The organism is Nocardia sp. NPDC058666 (assembly GCF_042714895.1).
In the GTDB taxonomy this organism is placed as follows: domain Bacteria; phylum Actinomycetota; class Actinomycetes; order Mycobacteriales; family Mycobacteriaceae; genus Nocardia.
Window position 1 is genome coordinate 85,110 of sequence record NZ_JBHXRY010000009.1, and the last position, 18,988, is coordinate 104,097.

Below are 18,988 nucleotides of genomic sequence, written 5' to 3' on the forward strand. Positions count from 1 at the left end.
GTAGCGGCCCGGCCGCGAGTTAGCCGCCGTTGCGTCCGAGGCGCAGCCTCTAGCAACGGTGGCTAACTCGCGGCCCCTCAGGGGCCGCGCTCGAGCGCGCCAGCGCTCCAAAATTACAGCCGAGCGGCCAGACGGGTGCCCTGGTCGATGGCGCGCTTGGCATCCAGTTCGGCGGCCAGGTCGGCGCCGCCGATCAGGTGCAGGTCCACGCCCGCCGCACGCAGCGGCTCTTCGAGTTCGCGTACGGATTCCTGTCCGGCACACACGATCACGTTGTCGACCTCGATCACCCGCGGGTTCTCGTGCTTGTCGCCGAAGCTGATGTGCAGGCCCGCGTCGTCGATGCGGTCGTAGTTCACGCCGCCGACCTTCTCGACGCCCTTGGCTTTGAGGGCCGCACGGTGGACCCAGCCGGAGGTCTTGCCCAGGTCCTTGCCGAACGGGGTCGACTTGCGTTGCAGGAGAACGACATCGCGCGCGGCGGGGGAGGGGTTGGGCTTCTTGAGCTGGCCGCGGGACTGCTCGTCTTCGGAGTCCACGCCCCACTCCTCTTTCCACTCGTCGAGCTTGAGCGTGGGATGCCCTTCGACAGTGAGGTATTCGCTCACGTCGTAGCCGATACCGCCCGCGCCGATCACCGCGACCTTCTTGCCGACCGGCTTCTCCTCCTTCACCAGTTCGGCGTACGACAGCACCATCGGGTGGTCGATGCCGGGGATGTTGGGGATGCGGGGGCGCACGCCGGTGGCCAGGATCACCGAGTCGTACTTGCCCGCGATCAATTCGTCTGCGCTGACCCGCTTTTCGAGGTGCAGGGTCACGCCGGTGACGTCGATCTTGCGGCGGAAGTAGCGGATCGACTCGTCGAACTCCTCCTTGCCGGGGATGCGGCGGGCGATGTCGAACTGGCCGCCGATCTTGTCGTCGGACTCGAACAGGTCCACGTGATGACCTCGCTCGGCCAGGCTCACCGCGGCCGACAGGCCTGCCGGACCGGCACCGACGACGGCGAACCGCTTGGCGCGGCGGGTGGGCAGCAGGTTCAACGTGGTCTCGCTGCCCGCACGCGGGTTGACCAGGCACGACACCTTCTTGTTGCCGAAGGCGTGATCCAGGCAGGCCTGGTTGCAGGCGATGCAGGTGTTGATCTCGTCGGCGCGGTCACCCTGCGCCTTGTTCGCCCATTCGGGGTCGGCCAGCAGCGGCCGGGCCAGCGAGATCAGGGCCGCGTCACCGCGCGTCAGGATCTCCTCGGCGATCTCGGGCATATTGATCCGGTTCGACGCGCACACCGGGATGTTCACCTTGCGGGCGATCTTGGCGGTGAACTCCACGAACGCCGCGCGCGGCACCGAGGTGACGATGGTGGGCACGCGCGCCTCGTGCCAGCCGATATCGGTGTTGATGATGTCGACGCCGACTGCTTCCAATTCCTGTGCCAGCGCGACGATTTCGTCGAAGGTCTGGCCCTTCTCCACCAGCTCGGCCATCGACAACCGGAACACGATGATGAAGTCGGGGCCCACCTCGGCGCGGATGCGGCGCGCGATCTCCACGGGCAGCCGACGCCGGTTCTCGGGCGTGCCACCCCACTTGTCGGTGCGCTTGTTCACGCGCGGGGCGAGGAACTGGTTGAGGAAATAGCCCTCACCGCCCATGATCTCGCAGCCGTCGTACCCGGCGAACTTGGCCAGCCCGGCGCAGCGCGCGTAGTCGTCGATGGTGCGCTCGACACCCTTCGACGACAGTGCGCGCGGCTTGAACGGGTTGATCGCGGACTTGATCGCCGAGGCCGAAACACTGGTCGGCATATAGGAATAACGGCCCGCGTGCAGGATCTGGATGGCGATCTTGCCGCCTTCGGCGTGCACCGCCTTGGTGATCGCGCGATGCCGGTAGGCCTCGGTCTTGTTCGACAGTTTGCCGCCGAACGGGGACAGCCAGCCGGCGCGGTTGGGGGAGTAGCCGCCGGTGATGATCAGGCCGACACCGCCGCGCGCGCGTTCGGCGAAGTAGGCGGCCAGCTTGTTGGTGTCCCAGGCGCGATCTTCCAGGCCGGTGTGCATGGAACCCATGACCACCCGGTTGCGCAGGGTGGTGTGTCCGAGGTCGAGGGGGGAGAACAGATGGGGATAGGCAGTCATGGGCGGTGTTCACCTTTTCGCGGTCGCAGGGCCTGCAGTACTTCGTCGCACCATTCGAGATAGCCGGACTCCGCGCGGATGCCCGCGCGCAGGACCAGATACTGGTGCAGAGCGGTGCCGGAGAGCTGGTCCGGCGCCGGAAAGAATTTCTTTTCGCTGAGGCGGTACTCGTCCAGGCGCTGGGCGTGCTGGGCGCGATGTCGCGCGACCTCGGCGCAGATGGCATCGATGTCGCCGTACGCGGCGGCGCGGATCTTCACGCCCAGTTCGTCGCGGGCGGGGGCGGCGTCGGTGGGTTCGGCCAGCCAGCGGGCGATCTCGGCCTGCCCGGCCGGTGCCACCGAGTACACCTTCTTGTCGGGTTTGCCCTGCTGGTTCACCGATTCCGCGGTCACCCAGCCGGATTCCTCCATACGCTTGAGGACCCGGTAGATCTGCTGGTGGGTGGCACTCCAGAAGTAGCCGATCGACTTGTCGAATCGGCGCGCGAGCTCATACCCGGAGCCGGCCCGCTCGGTGAGCGAGACCAGCAGCGCGTGCTCCAGTGCCATGACACGAGAGTATCCGCAACGCTCGGTACTATGCAACCAGGTTCATATGAATTGACGGCGCGAATGTCGGATCGCCGATACGCTTCGCGGATGACCGAGGTGAACGCGTCCGACACCGTCGGCGAGGCGGCCGGACGCGGACAGGTACTGGCGTGGGGGCTGTGGGACTGGGGGTCGTCGGCCTTCCAGGCCGTGACGCTGACCTTTGTGTTCTCGGTGTATCTCACCGACAAGGTGGGCGACGATCTGCCCGGTTCGATCTCCGCGAGCGCGTGGCTGGGCTGGGCGCTGGCCGGGGCGGGATTGGTCGTGGCGGTCACCGCGCCGGTGTGCGGGCAGTACTTCGACGCGGTCGGTTCGCGTAAACGGGCCTTGGCGACGTTGACCGCGCTCACCGTCGGCGCGATGTCGCTGATGTTCTTCGTCCACGACGACTATCACGACCTGTGGCTGGGCCTTGCGCTGCTGGCGTTTGCCGCGGCCACCTTCGAACTGGCGGGCGTGCCCTACAACGCGATGATGCGCCAGGTTTCCACACCGGCCACGGTCGGCCGGGTGTCCGGATTCGGTTGGGCGATGGGCTATTTCGGTGGCATCGTGCTGCTGCTGATCTGCTATGTCGGGTTCTTGGCCGGTGACGGCGACACTCGCGGGCTACTCGGGATGCCCACTGATCAGGGCCTGAACATCCGCCTGGTGATCGTGCTCGCGGCGGTGTGGTTCACGGTGTTCGCGCTGCCGGTGCTGTTCGCGGTGCCGGAGATGCCACGCACCGGCGCCGATCCGGGGGCGGCCAAGGTCGGGTTCCTCGGTTCCTACCGGGTGCTCGCGCGCGACGTGCGGGAGCTGTGGGGACAGGACCGGCACACGGTGTACTTCCTGCTGGCCAGTGCGGTATTCCGCGATGGCCTGGCGGGGGTGTTCACGTTCGGCGGGGTGCTGGCGGTGACGGTGTACGGGTTCGCCGACGCCGATGTGCTGCTGTTCGGGATCGCCGCCAATGTGGTGGCGGGCGCGGCCGCGATCGTGGCGGGCCGGTTCGACGACCGGATCGGGCCCAAACGGGTGATCGTGGCGTCGCTGGTCGGCATGCTCATCTGCGGTTCGGTGTTGCTGGCGGTCTCGGGCCCGACGATGTTCTGGATCTTCGGGCTGGCCCTGACGGTGTTCGTCGGGCCCGCGCAGGCGTCGGCGCGTTCGTTCGTCGCGCGGCTGGCACCACCGGGACGCGAAGGTCAGCTGTTCGGGCTGTACACCACGACCGGCCGGGCCGTGTCGTTCCTGGCACCGGCCCTGTTCGGGGTGTTCGTTGCGGTGTTCCACAGCGATCGCGCGGGCATCGCGGGACTGCTGGTGGTGTTGGCGCTGGGTTTGCTGGTGTTGTTGCCGGTGCGTTCGCCCGGAAAGGTCGCGCTGGAGAAGGAATCTCTGTGATGCGTCACCGAAGCGGCGGTCAATCGTTGTGTGTACGCCCGTACTCTGAATTCACTCCGCGTTTTTGGGTACCCAGCCCGCGATGCCCAGCGCGATCAGTCGCATCTGCATGACGGTGCGCTCCTGAATCGCCGATTCCTCACGGGGGGTGGATGCCACGAACGCGGCAATACCGTCGGTCACGGTGGTGACCAGTAGATCAGCGGCGATCTCCAACTCGGTGGTGCTCCACGAATCCAGTGCACGCAACCGGGACAGATCCGCGACGATCTCGCGCACGATCAACTGCATCTCCATCGCGATCGCCTGACGCAGTGGTGCGGGACCACCGTGACGTTCGCGAATGAGAAAGCCGAACAGTGCCCGCTTGGCGCGCACCTGTTCGAACACGAAGCGCACCGTATCGGCCAGGTGGGCGTCGGGTTTGCGCCTGACCTCGCGCAATGCCAGGCGCAGCGCGGTCACGCCCTCGTCGACGATGGTCGCGCCCAGGTCGTCCAACGAGGCGAAATGACGGTAGAAGGCGGTGGGCACGATGCCGGCCGAGCGGGCGATCTCGCGCAGGCTCAAGGCCGCGAAACCGCGCTCCGATGCCAGCAACAAAGTGCCGTCGAGCAGTGCGGCCCTGGTGTGCGCTTTGCGCTCATTGCGGGTCCCGGCCTGCTCAGTCACATCGGTGAGTATACGTGCGTTCACCATAGCCGCTTTCGTCATTGTGTTGTCCGCCTCACATCTTTGCCGGTTGACAGCGCCCCGGGGTCATCCGGCACACTAGTGAGTGTACAGACGTGCACTGAAAGTTGAAGCGCACGCCGGACTTTCTCGTAAGGGGCAATACGACATGGTGGGACTGATCGATCTGGTGCAGACGTTGACCACGCCGCACCCGCTGGACCGGTACCTGGAGCTCGTGCGCCCCGGGCTCACCGCCCGGGAGCTGCGCGCCGAGGTCACCCACGTCTCGCACGCCACACCCGGCTCGGTGACGCTGACGCTGCGGGCCTCCCGTCAGTGGCGCGGCCACGCCGCGGGCCAGTACATCCAGATCGGCGTCTCGATCAACGGTGTGCGCCACACCCGCTGCTACTCGCCGATCGACCCCGAGAGCAGCAACGGCCAGCGCTACCTGCAGATCACCGTGAAGGCGCACCCGGGCGGCCTGGTCTCGAACTACCTACACGACAACGCCAAGCCCGGCATGGTCGTCGACCTGGCGCCCGCGTCGGGTGTGTTCCACCTGCCGCAGCAGCGTCCCGACAAGATCCTGTTGGTCAGCGGCGGCAGCGGCATCACGCCGGTACTGTCGATGCTGCGTACTCTCGACGCCGAGGGGTACACAGGAGATGTCACCTTCCTGCACTACGCGCGGCAGCCCGAAATGGTGCCGCACCGCGCGGAACTGTCCTCGATCGCGCAGCGTCGCGCCAACTTCCGTATCGAGTACCGCTACCCGGTCGAGCCGGGCACGGTGATCGACGGTGAAACCTCCACCGGCAGTGGGTTCTTCGACTACGACGAGCTCGAGCGGGTGGCACCGTGGTTCGCGAACGCACAGACGTTCGTCTGTGGACCGCCGCCGCTGATGCGCGCGGTGCACACGATCTTCGACGCCGAAGGTCTGCAGGATCGGGTACTCAGCGAGGAGTTCACGCTCACCACCGTGCCCACCGACCCGTCCGAGGCCACCGGCACGGTGACCTTCTCCGACAGCGACGTCGCCGCCGACAACACCGGAGCAACGCTGCTCGAACAGGCCGAAGCATCGGGCCTGACCCCGGAATACGGCTGCCGCATGGGAATTTGCTTCTCCTGCACCGCGACCAAGGTCTCCGGCTGCACGCGCAACATCCGCACCGGCGAACTCGACGCCGAGCCCGACAAGCAGATCCAGGTCTGCATCAACACCGCTGTCGGCGACGTCGACATCGCACTCTGATCGACACACAGAACCAAACAAGGGGAGATATAGCCATGACGATCCTCACCGAAGGCAAAGACGGCCCGGTCATCCTGAGCCCGGAGCAGGTCGAAGAGCTCGGCGCCGCACTGGACGCGATCCGCGCCCGCGTCGTCGACGACCTCGGCGAACGCGACCGCGACTACATCTACAACATCATCAAGACCCAGCGTGGCTTCGAGATCGCCGGCCGCGGTCTGATGTACCTGGGCTTCCTGCCCCCGTTCTGGCTCGCCGGTGTGGCGGCGCTGGGTGTGTCGAAGATCCTGGACAACATGGAGATCGGCCACAACGTCATGCACGGCCAGTACGACTGGATGCGTGAGCGCGGCATCAACTCCCGCGAATTCGACTGGGACACCGTGTGCCCGGCGGATCAGTGGAAGCACTCGCACAACTACATGCACCACACCTACACCAACATCCACGACATGGACCGCGACATCGGTTACGGCATCCTGCGTATGGACGAGGGTCAGAAGTGGCACCCGTACTACCTGGGCAACCCGCTGTACGCGTTCCTGCTGATGACGTTCTTCGAGTGGGGCGTGATGCTGCACGACCTCGAGGCCGACAACATCATCAAGGGCAAGCGCAAGTGGTCCGACCTCAAGCCGCTGCTCAAGGGCCAGGGTAAGAAGGCCGGCAAGCAGGTCTTCAAGGACTACGTGATGTTCCCGGCGCTGACCGGCCCACTGTTCGTGTCCACCCTGGCAGGCAACGTGGCGGCCAACCTGGTGCGCAACGTGTGGACCTACTCGATCATCTTCTGTGGTCACTTCCCCTCGGGCGTGCAGACGTTCTCCAAGGAGGAGACCGAGGTCGAGACCCGCGGTGAGTGGTACGTGCGTCAGATGCTGGGTTCGGCCAACATCAAGGGTTCGCGACTGTTCCACATCATGTCGGGCAACCTGTCGCACCAGATCGAGCACCACCTGTTCCCGGATATCCCGGCGAACCGGTACCCGGAGATCGCACCCGAGGTCAAGGCGCTGGCCGACAAGTACGGCCTGCCCTACAACACCGGCCGTTTCTCCAAGCAGATCGGCTCGGTCTGGGCCAAGATCTTCCTGCTCTCGGTGCCGGATCGCTTTGTCAACAGGTCGTCCAAGCCTGCTGTTATCCTGATGCGTAATCAGCCGGAATCTTCCACTGTGAGCGGGTAAATGGTCGGGAAATTCGAAAGCAACAAGGACCTGGTCCAGGAGTTGACGGCTTCCGGTGCCCAGCGAGTCGGCAGGATCGCGACGCTGATCACCGGAACCATCATCGAGGTCACTCGGGAGATCGGTGAGTTCGTCACCGACGCGATCGAGATGCGCGAAGCCGCGGCGGCTGCTCGGCGCGATGCCGAGCAGGATCGGGCGGTGGTCACCGAGACCGAGACCGAGGTTGTCGATCTCGATGTTCCGGTTGCTGACGATCTCGGTGCACAGCCGTTGTTCACCGAACCGGTCCCTACCGACAAGACCAACCAGGCTTGATCCTCACCACACCGGCAACCGCCTGCGGTGTTCGGTGACATCGGTGATCAGGTCCCGGTAGCCGTCGGTCAGTTCAGCCAGACGACACCACTGCAGATGGGTAACACGCTCCCGCTGCCGTGGTGTCGTTTGCGTTTGCGCGGCCAAAGCTTGTTGGGCGGCAACCCATTTCGCGGCCATCCGGTCGATCACCGCGCCCAGGGTCTCGGTGTGCAGGGAGGCGCCTTCGCGGTGTTCGATGTGGGTGGCGACCCAGTGGTCGATGCGCGCGATCAGGGCGGTGCGGTCGTTGTCGATGTCGTCGACGCAGCGGGTGCGGGCCTCGACGTTGCCGGTCGTTTCCAGCAGCAGGCGGCGGCGATCGTGGCAGCGGGCCAGCCCGTTGGCGGCGTCGAGCACCCGGTGTCGGCCGGGGTGGTCGGTTTCGGTGAACGCTCGCAGCAGTGCCGACGGTGTCGGCAGCTGTGCGGAATCCAGGTGATCGATCGGCATGGTGTTGCCCCTGACAGCGCATTCGAGCATGGATACGCCAGGGCCGAGGAGGAAGTGGCGCACTCCCCGGCACCGGCGTAGCCCCGCCCGGGCGTCGACGGAAATCCGCGACGCTGCGGTGGTGTAGACGGCCCGGGGAAAAATCGGGACTCCTCCAGGAAACCGCGCGATGTCGGCGGCGCGCAATAATATGGTCGGCAAACTCGGAGGTGCGCGGGAATTGTTATCCACCATTACGGGTGGGTCTCCTGGCGGGCACTGCCCGGTAACCGGGTGGAGCATATTTCCGGCAATCATTTTGCCGCCGAATGCACTAACCTCGATAACTGTGCCGGCTTACGTGTCCTCGCCAGAGCTGACGTTCGGGTTCCTGTTCGCGCTGGAAGATCCCGAGCGCATCGCCGATGTCGTGCGCGGTCTCATGGAACGCCGTGCGGTGTCGGTGTTCCGGCTGGCGCGCCTGTCCGACGACGACGGCCCGCCACAACGCTACGTCGTGAATTGGGCTGCCATTCCACAGATTTCGATCACCACCAGCGCCCCCGACGAGCAGGAGTTGCGGGCCGCGCGGATCATGTTGGTCAACGCGTTCCTCGGTGACGGCGGCGAAGTGAGCATGTACGCGGGCAGTCCCGACGCGCCGCACTGACGATCAGCGGGTCGACTCGTAGATGCGGCGCACCACGTCTTCGATATCGGGTTCCTCGATCGAAAGGTCGCGCACCTGCGCCCGGTCCGACACCGCCGCCAGCAACGCCGCCGCGGTGGTGTGCTCGGCATCGAAAGCCAGCCGCTGACGCATCCCGCCCGCTTCGCTGGACAGTAGCTGCGCCCCGCAGGGCAGGTCGTTGAGATCCGGTGTGGGAGCGGCCAAATCGACCACCAGTACCCGGCGCGCGCCGACGGTGGCGCCCAAACCGGTCAGTGAACCGTCGTACACCAGTCGCCCGTAGTCGACCACCAGCACGCGATCGCACAGTCGCTCGATATCGCCCATGTCGTGGGTGGTCAGTAACAGGGTGGTGCCGCGTTCGATGCGTTCGGCGCGCAGGAATTCGCGTAATCGCTGCTTGGACAACACATCCAAGCCGATGGTCGGTTCGTCCAGGATCACCAGTTCCGGCGAATGTAACAGCGCCGCAGCGACTTCCGCGCGCATGCGCTGTCCCAGCGAGAGTTGGCGAACCGGAGTGTCGAGAGTGTCGGCCATTTCCAGCTGTTCCACCAGTTCGTGGGTGCGCTTGTCGGCGACGTCGGGGTCGAGGCGGTGGATCGCGGCCAGGATCGAAAACGATTCGTGCAGCGGCAGATCCCACCACAGTTGCGAACGCTGCCCGAACACCACCCCGATGCGTGAGGCCAGTTCCTTGCGCTGGCGCACCGGCTCGAGGCCGCACGTGCGCACGGTGCCGGTGGTGGGCACGAGGATGCCGGTGAGCATCTTGATCGTGGTCGACTTGCCCGCGCCGTTGGCGCCGATATAGCCCACCGCGGAACCACGTTCGATCCGAAAGCTCATCCGGTCGACCGCGGTGATGGTGTCGCGGTGTCGACGCCAACGGCGCCCGCTCTTGCGGTAGACGGTGAATTCGCGGGTGAGGTCATCGATGTCGATGATCGGCTCGCGGTCTTCGTTGTCGTCCATCGTTATCCCCCTCCTCCCTGATAATGCCTGGTACCGATCCGCCATGCCGCTGATGCGAGCAACCACACCCATATCGCGGCCAGCGGGGTGAGCCAGGCCGACCATGCGGGCAACAGTGGTGGGCCGGGCAGCCCCAGCAGGGCGATCGTTGGCACGTAGGCCGTGAACGCGACGGGAATCGCGAACCCGAACAGCAGTTTCAGCGGTGTCGGGAACACCGAGGCCGGCTGCATCGCGGCGAACGATCCGCCGTAGGTGAAGCTGTTGGTGAGCTCGGCACCGTCGATCAAGAAGAACTGTAGTCCCGCCGCGCATACGAAAAGGCCACAGAACAGCGCAATTCCACTGATCAGGGTGATCACGATCAAGGTAACCGGGGCGATGCCCCAGTCGATGTCGTTGCGCCACAGCCCGATCGCGAGCACGATCACCGCCACCGCGGCACGCGCGAGTCTGCGCAGGGAGATGTCGCTGGTCACCAGCTGCAACAGAAGTGGTTGGGGGCGAAGGTGATACGCGTCCAGCGTGCCCATGCGGATCATCGACGGCAACGAATCCAGGTGCCCGACCGCGACCTGGGCCAGCGCGAACGAGGTGTTGGACAGGCCGAAAAGCAACAGCGACGCCTCGACATCGAGACCGCCCAGCGTGCCGACGTTGTGGAAGATCACCCACACTTCGCCGAACTCGACCAGGCCGATCAGGAACGCGCTGAACACCTCGGTGGCGAACGAGAGCCGGTACACCTGTTGTGCTTTCACACGCGAACGCAATACTGCGAGATAGGGGGTGAACCAGGTCCCGGCTACGATGCGCACGGAATCCGGTTCAGCCACCCTGTACCTCCAGCCTGCGTTGTCCCGCTCGCAGCAACACCCTGCCCAGCAGTCCGATCGCCAGCACCCAGAAGCCCTGTATCGCAACGATCAGCAAGGCGTCGGTGCCGGCGGCCCGCCCTGACAGCGTATCGATCGGGGCCTGCAGGATGGACGGAAACGGCGTAGACATGGCCACGACACGCAGCCAGTCGGGGAACATGTGCACCGGCACGAACAGCCCGGCCAGAAACGTTCCCACGATCTGGTACAGGATCCGGATGCCGCGGATCTCGATGACCCAGAACCCGATCAGCGCCACCGCGAACAGGCACAGAAACGACAGCGCCACCGCGAGCAGCACACTGATCACGCCCAGCAGGTAGGCCAGGGGAGTGTCGGGCATCGACAGGCCGAAGGTGGCGGCGCCGATGACCACGCTGGGGATGCCGCGCGGCAGGATCGTGCAGGCGGCGCGGCCCATATCGGTGGCCAGGTAGCCCAGTTGCACGTCGATGGGGCGCAGGAAATCGATCGCGACGTCACCGGATTTGATCCGGTCGACCAGGTCGATCTGCGGTCCCATGAACTGGGTGGCGCCCAGAAGTGCTTGCGACAACCACACATACGCGCCGATGGTGCCCTCGTCGTACCCGCCGAAATCGCTGGCCGACCGCACCGCGGCCACCATCACCGCGGCACGGACGAACCCGAACACGCAGTTGGTGAAAAGCCCAGCGAACATCGCCAGTTTGTACTGCGCCTGCCGCTTGAATCCCGCCCGCGCCAGCGTCCAATACACCCTGATCGCCCCGGGCTTGCGTCGACGCCGCACCGCGAAGGCAAGCCCACCATCCCCCACCGCCTTGCCCCGCACAATCAGTCCACTGTAGGCCGCTCGCCCGAGATCAGGACGAAAACGGCACGGATCGACCGGTGCGGGCCGCGTTGCGGGTCAGTGCCGCACGCTCAGTGCTCGGGGAAACCCGTCGCGAACAAGATCGCAATAGCAACCGAGCTGACCACGGAGACGGCAAGAATGATCCACATGAATCGGAAGATTACCCGGAGGTAGGTGCGGGTTCGGCATCGCACCGCCGTGACCGGCATCGCGGCTGGTCGCGGGGGTGTGTGGCTTCGGGCCGACGGTCGATCGCTAGGCGCCCGTGTCGAACTGCGGTACGGCGGTGCCCGGTGGCAGCGCGGGCACTGGGTCACCGCTGCGCTTCGCGCGAATGATCTAGTTCGAGATCTGGCAGACCCGCAGGTGGGATCTACTGGCCGGACGCATTGCGATCGGTGAAGGTGATGCGGACCGAGATCGGGGTGGTTTGTAGGGCGCGGAAGGTGGCCGTGGTGAGGATGCCGGTGACGCGGTTGGTGGCGAAGCTGCGATTGCGGGCGGCGATGTCATCGTCGGGGGCGAAGGCGGCGGTGCCGGTTCGCCAGGTGTTGCCCTGGCGGATTCGCACTGCGGGGTCGGCGGTGATGTTGATGCCCCAACCGGAGCGGCGACCGTGTTGGGAGATCACCCAGGCGCCGTCGTTGTCGAACGCGGCGGCCACCGGGACGCGCCGGGCGAGGCCGGATTTGCGGCCCGTCGTCTCCAGTTCGGTGGCAAGCGAGGTCTGGATGCCGATCGCGTCGAGTGCCCGCACCGCAGGGTTGGCCACATAGCGTCCAACCAGGCGTTCCATCTGAAACTTGCGCAATCCGTGATCGGTCACCGGGGCTCCTTTGCCAGGTGGGCGGAGGCGCACGTGTGTCGCCCCGTCCCGATATTATGCTATCTACCATAATCGCGGCGGTGTGCGCGGTGTGCGCGGTGTCGTCAGTCCCGGTCGGCGATGGCTGTGGCGGCGGGGTTGGTGGCGTCGCGGATGATGCGCAGGGCGGTGACCAGGCCGTCGAGTTGGTCGGGGGTCAGCAGGCCGGTGAGCCACTGGTGGATCGCGGCCAGGTAGTCGGGCAGGACTTGTTCGAGGCGGTGGGTGCCGGCGTCGGTCAGTACCGCGTAGGCGCTGCGGCGGTCGGTGGGGTCGAAGTGGCGTTCGACCAGGCCCGCGGTGGTGAGGCGGTCGACCAGGCGGGTGACGCCGCTGGTGGAGAGTTCGGTTTGCGCGGCCAGGTCGGACATGCGCAGGCGCTGATCCGGTGAACGGCTCAGGCGCAGGATCGCGTTGACCTCCAGTCCCGACATTCCGTGCGACTTCCAGGTCGGCTCCAGTTTGGCGACAAGGCCACTGTGAGCCTCGAAGAGCAGGCCGGAGATGGTCAGGCGGGGGTCGTCGAAGAGATCGTTCATGGACATGACATCCACTCTAGCCGGTGCTTGCCCTGCGGATAGTTGACAAGAGGAATACCTTGGCGTAAACCTATGCGTAGGCAATATTCCTCACGGCAACTAATGGAGTGGTCATGCAGAACAACACCTGGATCGCGGGCTTCCGGACCGGCGTCATCAACCCCGCCGAGCAGATCAAGCTCGTGGAATCGCGGGAGTTCAGCGACGAGACGGTGCGCCACGTCATCCGGATGGCAGGCGGCGGCGAGGCGGTGCGGGTGCGGGTGACCAACCGTTACGGGCTGGTTCCGTTGCGGATCGGGGCCGCGCGCATCGGTGGGCGTAAGGAAGGGTCGGCGATTTCCGGCGATCACGAGATCAGGTTCGGTGGGGCTACCGAGGTCACCATCGCGCCGGGTGCCGAGCTGGTCAGCGATGCGGTCGAATTCCCGGTTGCCGCAGGCGAAGACGTGCTGCTCAGCCTCTACCTCCCGGAATCCACTGGCCTGGCGACCTTTTCGCACCAGCCCGCGGAGATCACCTACATCGCCGGTGGTGACCTCACCGCTGACACGGAACTCGTTGACGCAGAACAGGTTCCCTTCCGCTTCTTCGTCACCGGCGTCGATGTGCTCGCTCCCGAAGGCACTCCGGTCGCGGTCGCCTTCGGCGATTCCTGGTTCGAAGGCGTCGGCACCACGTTGAGCGCCAACCGGCGGTCGGTGGACGTGCTCAACACCCGGTTGTCCCACGGCTGGGTGGTCAACAACGGCATCGCGGGCAACCGCCTCACCGCCGAGGAAATCGGCGAATCAGGCTTGCGCCGTTTCGATTCCGACGCCCTGCAGGTCCCCGGCGTCACCGACGTGCTGATCAACTTCGGCATCAATGACCTGATCCTGGGCGCGATGGGCGGCCAGCCGTCGGCCACCACCGAAGAACTGATCGCCGGCTTCACCGATCTCGCCACCCGAGCACACGCCGCGGGCCTACGCATCCACGCCGCAACCATCGGCCCCTACGCCGGTTGCGTATTCCCCGGCATGCCGCTGCTGGAAACCCAGCCGACCCGCCACGCCGTCAACGAATGGTTGCGCACCACTTCGACTTTCGACTCGATCTTCGATGTCGACCGCGCGGTCGCCGACCCACAGCGTCCCGATTTCATCCGCCCCGAATTCGACAGCGGCGACGGCATGCACCTCAACGACGCCGGCGCCGCGGCCATGGCGCAGACGGTCGATGTGGACGCACTGTTCGTGTGAAGACCGACCGTGTCGTCCGAGCGCTCGCGGCGCTGTCTGTTTGACTCGCCTTGACAGCGTTCGGTGACCAACGATCGGAGAACGTCATGCCCACACCCCTTCCCGGCGGCACCATCACCCTCGGTGACGACCTCACCATCACCCGAATGGGTTATGGCGCAATGCAGTTCGGACTGCCAGGCACGGTCGGGTCGCATGGTGCCGACGGGAAGGCGGGTGCGGTGCTGCGGCACGTGGTGGAGCTGGGCATCAACCACATCGACACCAGCGATTTCTACGGCGCGGGCGGTGTGAACGAACTCCTTCGCAGCGCACTGCACCCCTACCCGAGCGACCTGCACATCGCGACCAAAGTCGGCTTCCGGTCCGACCGCGACGGAAATTGGTCGCCCGCCGCGGACCCCGACGACCTGCGGCGACAGGTGCACGACAACCTCGACCGATTGGGACTCGAGACCCTGGATCTGGTCAACCTCCGTGTCGACACCGAAGCCCTCGACACGGTGAGCGACGATTCCATCGCCGAACAGTTCAGCGCGTTGGCCGACCTGCAACGCGAAGGTGCGATTCGACATCTGGGCCTGAGTTGCGTGTCGGACGCACAACTGACTGAGGCGCAGTCCATCGCGCCGGTGGTGTCCGTGCAGAACTACTACAACCTCGCCCAGCGCAACCACGATGATCTGGTCGACCGCTGCGAAACCGAGAAGATCGCCTTCGTCCCGTTCTTCCCCCTCGGCGGCTTCTCACCTCTGCAGTCCCAGTCCCTGACCGACGTCGCCGCCGGCCTGGGCGCGACCCCGCAACAAGTAGCCCTGGCATGGCTACTGCACCGCTCGACCACCATCGCCCTGATCCCCGGCACCTCCTCGATCGACCACCTACACGACAACATCGCCGCCGCGTCTTTGGAGTTGCCCGCCGAGGCGATCGAAACGCTCGACACGATCGGTGCCGCTGCGGTCTGACCCTGCGGAGTCGGCTCCTGCTGCAGCCGCGCGTGGTCGGCCTCGCGGCACGAATGATCGATATATAGATCTTTGAAGGAAGCTAGGTCCCGATCGTGCGATAGATCCCCAGGCATTTCGCATCGACCTACTGTCTGCCGTGACCTTCAACGTCATCATGGGCAACGGCGACGCCCATTCGAACAACTACTCGCTACTGCTCAGTCGGCACGGGGAGGTGGCATTGGCGCCGCTGTACGACTCGGCGCCGGTCATGTACCTCGAATCGCGAATCAAGGGCACGGGGCATGTCGCGAATCAAGGGCACGGGGCATGTCATCAACGGGCGCACGAATATCGACTGGGTGGATGTGTCCGACCTCGTGGCAGAGGCGCAGTCGCGTTGCCCGCCGGTGTTGAGGAGATCACGGATCGGTTGGAGGCATTGTGGATTCGGCGTCAGTGGACTGTCGGCGGCCCGTAGGAGAACGCCCCTCCGCACTGTGGGGAGGGGCGTCGAGTTCGGTAGATGCTCAGGCGGATTAGATCTTGTCTGCGCGCGAGGCTGTTCCCCATACCGCCAGGACGATGATCAGTGCGAAGGCGACCAATGCTGTCCCGGTGCGTAGGAAATGGAAGATGTCCCAGCGGGTGAGCAGGGTGGCGTAGTCGGTGGGGACGCCGTCGACGGCCCAGTCGTTGATCTGGTAGTTGATCGGGACGTTGCCGAGGCGGGTGATGAGGAACGACGCGACTACGAACACCGTGGCTGCCGCCGCGAGTAGGCGATCGCGGCCGGTCGAGATGACTGCCAGGGCGAGACAGGTCAGGGCGGCGGCGGCCATGGTGAGTTGCATGCTGATGCTGTTGTTGCGCATCAGTTCGGTGTGGAATTCCAGGCGCATCTGGAGGGGGACTCGGTGGAAGGTGGGGACCAGGTTCGCGGCGCCGTAACCGAAGGCGCCCACGAGCAGGCCGGTGGTGAGCAGGGCGATGGCGCGGATGGGGGCGGATCTCATGCGGCGATGGTCTCAGGTCGGACAGGCGCGGGGGTTTCGGTGATGCGCTTGCCGAGGGTGATGAAGAAGAAGACCAGGCCTATCGTCAGGATGATGTGGCCGCCGCCTGCGAAATGTGCTGCCAGTTCGGGTGTTTCGTGGCCGAGGACCGTGCGGGTGCCGCGGATGGTCATCACGGTGACGGTCAGGGCCAGGCCCGCGTTGTAGGTCCAGAAGAACGGGGTGAACAGGTTGCCTGCCGACAGGGTGAACAGTTTTTCCAGGGCCAGCACGATCAGGAAGAACAGCATGCCCAGTGCCAGCAGGTGGGTGTGGACGAGGCCGAGTTGGGATTCGCCGGTGAAGTCGTTGAGCTTGGTGATTTCGCGGTAGTACAGGCCGGAGAGCAGGCCGACGATCATGTACGTGTGCGCGGCGTAGTAGAGCTTTTTCATCGGGGTCCTCAGTACGAGACGGTGAAACGCTGGTTCACGAAGGTGCTGTTTTGCAGCGCGTCGACGATCGCGCTCGCGTAATCGCCTACGGTGATGCGGCTTTCGCCGTTGGCGTCGGTGATCGGGGTGTCGCGGGCTTCGGCGCGGTAGGTGCCGGTCGCGTCGCCGGGCAGCAGGTGCACCGGTGGTGGGCTGACGTAGGACCAGCGGATCGAGGTGGTGGAAGCACGGAAGATTTCCAGTGCTTCGCCCTGGTCGCGGGCGGTTTCCAGGTACTGGGGCGGGAAGTTGGGGGAGTCCACGAAACGTTGGCCGGGTGCGTATTCGAGGCTGCCGCCACCGCCGAGGAAGATCAGACGGTCCACGCCTGCGAGGGGCAGGGCTTCGAGCAGGGTTTGCGCGCCACGGGGGACCAGTCGGTCGTCGCCCTTGATCGCTACGACGACTGCATCATGGTCTGCGACAGCGTTTTTGACCGAGGCCGGGTCGGTGACGTCCACGGTGGTTCGGTCGAGGGACGTGACCCGTAGGCCGCGGGCGGTGGCTTCCCGGACGACCGCGCTGCCGAGGTTGCCTTTCGCGCCGATAACAGCGATCTTCATGGGCTCGGTTCGATGCACCCGAGCGACGAAATCGCTGATGAGGGGGGCGATTTCGGGAAGGTTCTCCTCGAGTGCGAAGTGGCCCGTGTCCAGTACATGGATGGCGGCATCGGGAACATCGCGCAGGTAGGCGTACGCACCGGCTTCGGGGAAGAAGGCGTCGTTGCGGCCCCACAGCACCAAAGTCGGCGGCTGGTTGTCGCGCAGCCACTGCTGCCAAACCGGGTAGAGCGCGAGGTTGGTGTGGTAGTTCAGGCCGAGCTGGACCTGGGCTTCCTTGCGGCCGGGCAGGTCGAGGAAGTGCTGGTCCAGGGTCCAGCCGTCGGGGGCGATGAGCGCGGGATCGGTTGTGCCACCTTCGTATTGGCTTCGGGTGACGGGCAGTTCGAGGATCTGTCGCACGTTGTCGGCGCCGCCGGGCACGTCCGGGGTGTTCGCGGTCATAGCGCGGGCTATGTCGGACAGACCCTCGTCATAGGCGTTGGCGTTCTGGATGATCAACCCGGAGATCAGTTCCGGGCGACGGGTCGCCAGGCGCATTCCCACGGGACCGCCGAAGTCGAAGGCGTACAACACAAATCGCGACAGGCTGACTGCATCGACGAACCCTTCGACGATGTCGGCGAGCCGCTCGAAGCTGTACTCGAAATCCGCGGGGGTCTCGGTGTGCCCGAACCCGGGATAGTCGGGAGCGATCAGCCGGTATCGCCCGCCGAGCGCGTCCATGAGTCGACGGTACTGATGCGAGGCTGACGGAAAGCCGTGCAGCAGAAGCAAAGTCGGCGCACCCTGCGGTCCGGTTTCCCGGTAGAAGACTCGCACTCCGTCGACCTCGACGAACCGGTGCTTGATGTGCGGGAACACCATGTCAAAACCGACCTCTCTGAACGTTTTTCGTAGACGAATCTATGATTGAGCGTTCCCCGGAAGTGATCAACGACAGATCACCCAAGGATCGTTAACCAGCGGGCAAGGATCACGAGGACGACAGTGGAACGAAACGAGATCGAGGCGTTCCTGACGCTGTCGGAGGAACTGCATTTCGGCCGCACCGCCGAACGCCTACGGGTGTCCACGGCACACGTCAGCAAGACGATCAAAGCCATCGAACGCCAGGTCGGGGTACCACTGTTCGAACGGACCAGTCGCAAGGTGGCGCTGACCGCGGTCGGCGTTCAACTGCGCGAGGAACTGCGCCCCGCCTACGAGCAGGTACAACGCAGTATGCGCAACGCCAAGCTGAACGGGCGTGGCATCGCGGGGACCTTGTGGGTGGGCTACTTCGGGTCCGCCGGTGGCCGGTACCTGCTCGAGGTGGGCGAGATCTTCCACGCCCGCTACCCCGAATGCGAGGTGCGGATCGCCGAAATGCAGCTCAGCGACGGGGCGAGCAGGCTGCGGTCGGGCGAGGTCGAAGCCCTGCTGTGCTGCTTCCCGATGTGCGAGCCCGACATGGCCATCGGGCCGCCGCTGATCTCCGAGGACAAGATGCTCGCGGTGCCGTCGAGCCACGAGTTCGCGCGCAAAGAGTCGGTGTCGCTGGAAGACCTCGCCGACGTGGCGATGATCCAGAACCCACCCGGACTACCGGCCGACTTCGACGAATTCCACCATCCCAAACGCACCCCGTCGGGTCGACACATCCCGCCCGGCCCCACCGCGTGCACCTTCCAGGAAATCCTCGCCCTGGTCGGTGCGGGCAAGGGCGTCTACCTCACCACCACCCAGGCCCCGCTGTTCTACCAACGCCCCGACGTCACCTTCATCCCCGTCACCGACGCCCCACCCCTGCAATTCGGCCTCGGCTGGATGACCGCGAGCCTGACCCGGCGCGTCGAGGCGCTGGTGCAGGTGGCGGTCGATCAGCGCGGGGAGTGAGACTTCGCTGCTCGGCGACAGCATCGCCGCAGATCGG

At 65.4% G+C, this 18,988-nt stretch carries 20 protein-coding genes and 1 pseudogene; 9 read left to right on the forward strand and 12 right to left on the reverse strand.

The features are described from left to right. Positions 1 to 113: 113 nt before the first annotated feature. Positions 114 to 2,144 (reverse strand): FAD-dependent oxidoreductase, encoded by a 2,031-nt coding sequence (locus ACFWVD_RS20255; protein WP_379244943.1) that lies wholly within the window; start codon positions 2,142 to 2,144, stop codon positions 114 to 116. Beyond that, entirely contained in the window at positions 2,141 to 2,695 is a 555-nt protein-coding gene (locus ACFWVD_RS20260; RefSeq protein WP_379244945.1) for a PadR family transcriptional regulator, read from the reverse strand. The genes ACFWVD_RS20255 and ACFWVD_RS20260 overlap by 4 nt, the downstream gene beginning before the upstream one ends. Before the next feature lie 90 nt (positions 2,696 to 2,785). Here ACFWVD_RS20260 and ACFWVD_RS20265 point away from each other — a divergent pair, with 90 nt between their 5' ends. Beyond that, the gene (locus ACFWVD_RS20265; RefSeq protein WP_379244947.1) at positions 2,786 to 4,129 is read left to right on the forward strand and encodes an MFS transporter; all 1,344 of its coding nucleotides are present in this window, start codon (positions 2,786 to 2,788) and stop codon (positions 4,127 to 4,129) included. A 51-nt stretch (positions 4,130 to 4,180) separates the two neighbouring features. Here ACFWVD_RS20265 and ACFWVD_RS20270 read toward each other — a convergent pair whose 3' ends face one another. Beyond that, complete coding sequence (locus ACFWVD_RS20270) at positions 4,181 to 4,828, reverse strand: TetR family transcriptional regulator (RefSeq protein WP_379244949.1); 648 nt, start codon at positions 4,826 to 4,828, stop codon at positions 4,181 to 4,183. A gap of 142 nt (positions 4,829 to 4,970) precedes the next feature. Between ACFWVD_RS20270 and ACFWVD_RS20275 the strand changes: the two genes are divergently transcribed. The 3 genes from ACFWVD_RS20275 to ACFWVD_RS20285 are packed head-to-tail and all read left to right on the forward strand — an operon-like array spanning position 4,971 to position 7,570. Next, on the forward strand, positions 4,971 to 6,065 hold the full coding sequence (locus ACFWVD_RS20275) for a ferredoxin reductase (protein WP_379244951.1): 1,095 nt from the start codon (positions 4,971 to 4,973) through the stop codon (positions 6,063 to 6,065). A gap of 35 nt (positions 6,066 to 6,100) precedes the next feature. Further along, on the forward strand, positions 6,101 to 7,252 hold the full coding sequence (locus ACFWVD_RS20280) for a fatty acid desaturase family protein (RefSeq protein WP_379244953.1): 1,152 nt from the start codon (positions 6,101 to 6,103) through the stop codon (positions 7,250 to 7,252). Beyond that, on the forward strand, positions 7,253 to 7,570 hold the full coding sequence (locus tag ACFWVD_RS20285; RefSeq protein ID WP_379244955.1) for a hypothetical protein: 318 nt from the start codon (positions 7,253 to 7,255) through the stop codon (positions 7,568 to 7,570). It abuts the gene before it with no gap. Between the two features lie 3 nt (positions 7,571 to 7,573). Here the strand turns inward: ACFWVD_RS20285 and ACFWVD_RS20290 are convergent, their stop codons facing one another. Continuing rightward, positions 7,574 to 8,062: a DUF4254 domain-containing protein gene (locus ACFWVD_RS20290; protein ID WP_379244957.1), complete on the reverse strand. Its 489-nt coding sequence runs from the start codon at positions 8,060 to 8,062 to the stop codon at positions 7,574 to 7,576. Positions 8,063 to 8,390: 328 nt separating this feature from the next. Between ACFWVD_RS20290 and ACFWVD_RS20295 the strand changes: the two genes are divergently transcribed. Continuing rightward, positions 8,391 to 8,711: a hypothetical protein gene (locus ACFWVD_RS20295; RefSeq protein WP_379244959.1), complete on the forward strand. Its 321-nt coding sequence runs from the start codon at positions 8,391 to 8,393 to the stop codon at positions 8,709 to 8,711. Between the two features lie 3 nt (positions 8,712 to 8,714). Here ACFWVD_RS20295 and ACFWVD_RS20300 read toward each other — a convergent pair whose 3' ends face one another. The 5 genes and pseudogenes from ACFWVD_RS20300 to ACFWVD_RS20320 form a co-directional block, all read right to left on the reverse strand. Next, entirely contained in the window at positions 8,715 to 9,707 is a 993-nt protein-coding gene (locus ACFWVD_RS20300) for an ATP-binding cassette domain-containing protein (RefSeq protein ID WP_379244961.1), read from the reverse strand. 2 nt (positions 9,708 to 9,709) lie between these two features. Next, entirely contained in the window at positions 9,710 to 10,543 is an 834-nt protein-coding gene (locus ACFWVD_RS20305) for an ABC transporter permease (protein WP_379244963.1), read from the reverse strand. After that, on the reverse strand, positions 10,536 to 11,399 hold the full coding sequence (locus ACFWVD_RS20310) for an ABC transporter permease (RefSeq protein WP_379244965.1): 864 nt from the start codon (positions 11,397 to 11,399) through the stop codon (positions 10,536 to 10,538). The genes ACFWVD_RS20305 and ACFWVD_RS20310 overlap by 8 nt, the downstream gene beginning before the upstream one ends. Positions 11,400 to 11,796: 397 nt before the next feature. Continuing rightward, positions 11,797 to 12,234, reverse strand: a pseudogene (locus ACFWVD_RS20315) (nitroreductase family deazaflavin-dependent oxidoreductase); the annotation flags it as partial. Positions 12,235 to 12,353: 119 nt separating this feature from the next. After that, positions 12,354 to 12,833, reverse strand: a complete 480-nt coding sequence (locus tag ACFWVD_RS20320; protein ID WP_379244967.1) for a MarR family winged helix-turn-helix transcriptional regulator — start codon at positions 12,831 to 12,833, stop codon at positions 12,354 to 12,356. A 107-nt stretch (positions 12,834 to 12,940) separates the two neighbouring features. Here ACFWVD_RS20320 and ACFWVD_RS20325 point away from each other — a divergent pair, with 107 nt between their 5' ends. The 3 genes from ACFWVD_RS20325 to ACFWVD_RS20335 all read left to right on the forward strand — a co-directional run bounded on the left by ACFWVD_RS20325 (position 12,941) and on the right by ACFWVD_RS20335 (position 15,502). After that, entirely contained in the window at positions 12,941 to 14,071 is a 1,131-nt protein-coding gene (locus tag ACFWVD_RS20325; RefSeq protein WP_379244969.1) for a GDSL-type esterase/lipase family protein, read from the forward strand. Positions 14,072 to 14,157: 86 nt separating this feature from the next. Further along, positions 14,158 to 15,039 (forward strand): oxidoreductase, encoded by an 882-nt coding sequence (locus ACFWVD_RS20330; protein WP_379244971.1) that lies wholly within the window; start codon positions 14,158 to 14,160, stop codon positions 15,037 to 15,039. A gap of 157 nt (positions 15,040 to 15,196) precedes the next feature. After that, a complete protein-coding gene (locus tag ACFWVD_RS20335; RefSeq protein ID WP_379245132.1) occupies positions 15,197 to 15,502 on the forward strand; it encodes a hypothetical protein in 306 nt (101 codons plus the stop codon). 58 nt (positions 15,503 to 15,560) lie between these two features. Here the strand turns inward: ACFWVD_RS20335 and ACFWVD_RS20340 are convergent, their stop codons facing one another. Genes ACFWVD_RS20340 through ACFWVD_RS20350 form a run of 3 tightly spaced genes read right to left on the reverse strand, consistent with a single transcriptional unit; the run spans position 15,561 to position 17,940 of the window. Next, on the reverse strand, positions 15,561 to 16,037 hold the full coding sequence (locus tag ACFWVD_RS20340) for an anthrone oxygenase family protein (protein ID WP_379244973.1): 477 nt from the start codon (positions 16,035 to 16,037) through the stop codon (positions 15,561 to 15,563). Then, positions 16,034 to 16,471 carry a DUF2871 domain-containing protein gene (locus tag ACFWVD_RS20345; RefSeq protein WP_379244975.1) on the reverse strand — a complete coding sequence of 146 codons (438 nt, stop codon included), beginning with the start codon at positions 16,469 to 16,471 and terminating at the stop codon, positions 16,034 to 16,036. The genes ACFWVD_RS20340 and ACFWVD_RS20345 overlap by 4 nt, the downstream gene beginning before the upstream one ends. 8 nt (positions 16,472 to 16,479) lie before the next feature. After that, positions 16,480 to 17,940: an alpha/beta fold hydrolase gene (locus ACFWVD_RS20350; RefSeq protein WP_379244977.1), complete on the reverse strand. Its 1,461-nt coding sequence runs from the start codon at positions 17,938 to 17,940 to the stop codon at positions 16,480 to 16,482. 123 nt (positions 17,941 to 18,063) lie between these two features. Here ACFWVD_RS20350 and ACFWVD_RS20355 point away from each other — a divergent pair, with 123 nt between their 5' ends. After that, positions 18,064 to 18,951 carry a LysR family transcriptional regulator gene (locus ACFWVD_RS20355; protein ID WP_379244979.1) on the forward strand — a complete coding sequence of 296 codons (888 nt, stop codon included), beginning with the start codon at positions 18,064 to 18,066 and terminating at the stop codon, positions 18,949 to 18,951. Positions 18,952 to 18,988 lie beyond the last annotated feature (37 nt).

What these genes read in the sequence shown, in the direction of transcription:
- ACFWVD_RS20255 (WP_379244943.1), bottom strand. Translation starts at nt 2,144, where the DNA reads ATGACTGCCTATCCCCATCTGTTCTCCCCCCTCGACCTCGGACACACC.
- ACFWVD_RS20260 (WP_379244945.1), bottom strand. Translation starts at nt 2,695, where the DNA reads ATGGCACTGGAGCACGCGCTGCTGGTCTCGCTCACCGAGCGGGCCGGC.
- ACFWVD_RS20265 (WP_379244947.1), top strand. Translation starts at nt 2,786, where the DNA reads ATGACCGAGGTGAACGCGTCCGACACCGTCGGCGAGGCGGCCGGACGC.
- ACFWVD_RS20270 (WP_379244949.1), bottom strand. Translation starts at nt 4,828, where the DNA reads ATGGTGAACGCACGTATACTCACCGATGTGACTGAGCAGGCCGGGACC.
- ACFWVD_RS20275 (WP_379244951.1), top strand. Translation starts at nt 4,971, where the DNA reads ATGGTGGGACTGATCGATCTGGTGCAGACGTTGACCACGCCGCACCCG.
- ACFWVD_RS20280 (WP_379244953.1), top strand. Translation starts at nt 6,101, where the DNA reads ATGACGATCCTCACCGAAGGCAAAGACGGCCCGGTCATCCTGAGCCCG.
- ACFWVD_RS20285 (WP_379244955.1), top strand. Translation starts at nt 7,253, where the DNA reads ATGGTCGGGAAATTCGAAAGCAACAAGGACCTGGTCCAGGAGTTGACG.
- ACFWVD_RS20290 (WP_379244957.1), bottom strand. Translation starts at nt 8,062, where the DNA reads ATGCCGATCGATCACCTGGATTCCGCACAGCTGCCGACACCGTCGGCA.
- ACFWVD_RS20300 (WP_379244961.1), bottom strand. Translation starts at nt 9,707, where the DNA reads ATGGACGACAACGAAGACCGCGAGCCGATCATCGACATCGATGACCTC.
- ACFWVD_RS20320 (WP_379244967.1), bottom strand. Translation starts at nt 12,833, where the DNA reads ATGTCCATGAACGATCTCTTCGACGACCCCCGCCTGACCATCTCCGGC.
- ACFWVD_RS20325 (WP_379244969.1), top strand. Translation starts at nt 12,941, where the DNA reads ATGCAGAACAACACCTGGATCGCGGGCTTCCGGACCGGCGTCATCAAC.
- ACFWVD_RS20330 (WP_379244971.1), top strand. Translation starts at nt 14,158, where the DNA reads ATGCCCACACCCCTTCCCGGCGGCACCATCACCCTCGGTGACGACCTC.
- ACFWVD_RS20335 (WP_379245132.1), top strand. Translation starts at nt 15,197, where the DNA reads ATGGGCAACGGCGACGCCCATTCGAACAACTACTCGCTACTGCTCAGT.
- ACFWVD_RS20340 (WP_379244973.1), bottom strand. Translation starts at nt 16,037, where the DNA reads ATGAGATCCGCCCCCATCCGCGCCATCGCCCTGCTCACCACCGGCCTG.
- ACFWVD_RS20345 (WP_379244975.1), bottom strand. Translation starts at nt 16,471, where the DNA reads ATGAAAAAGCTCTACTACGCCGCGCACACGTACATGATCGTCGGCCTG.
- ACFWVD_RS20350 (WP_379244977.1), bottom strand. Translation starts at nt 17,940, where the DNA reads ATGGTGTTCCCGCACATCAAGCACCGGTTCGTCGAGGTCGACGGAGTG.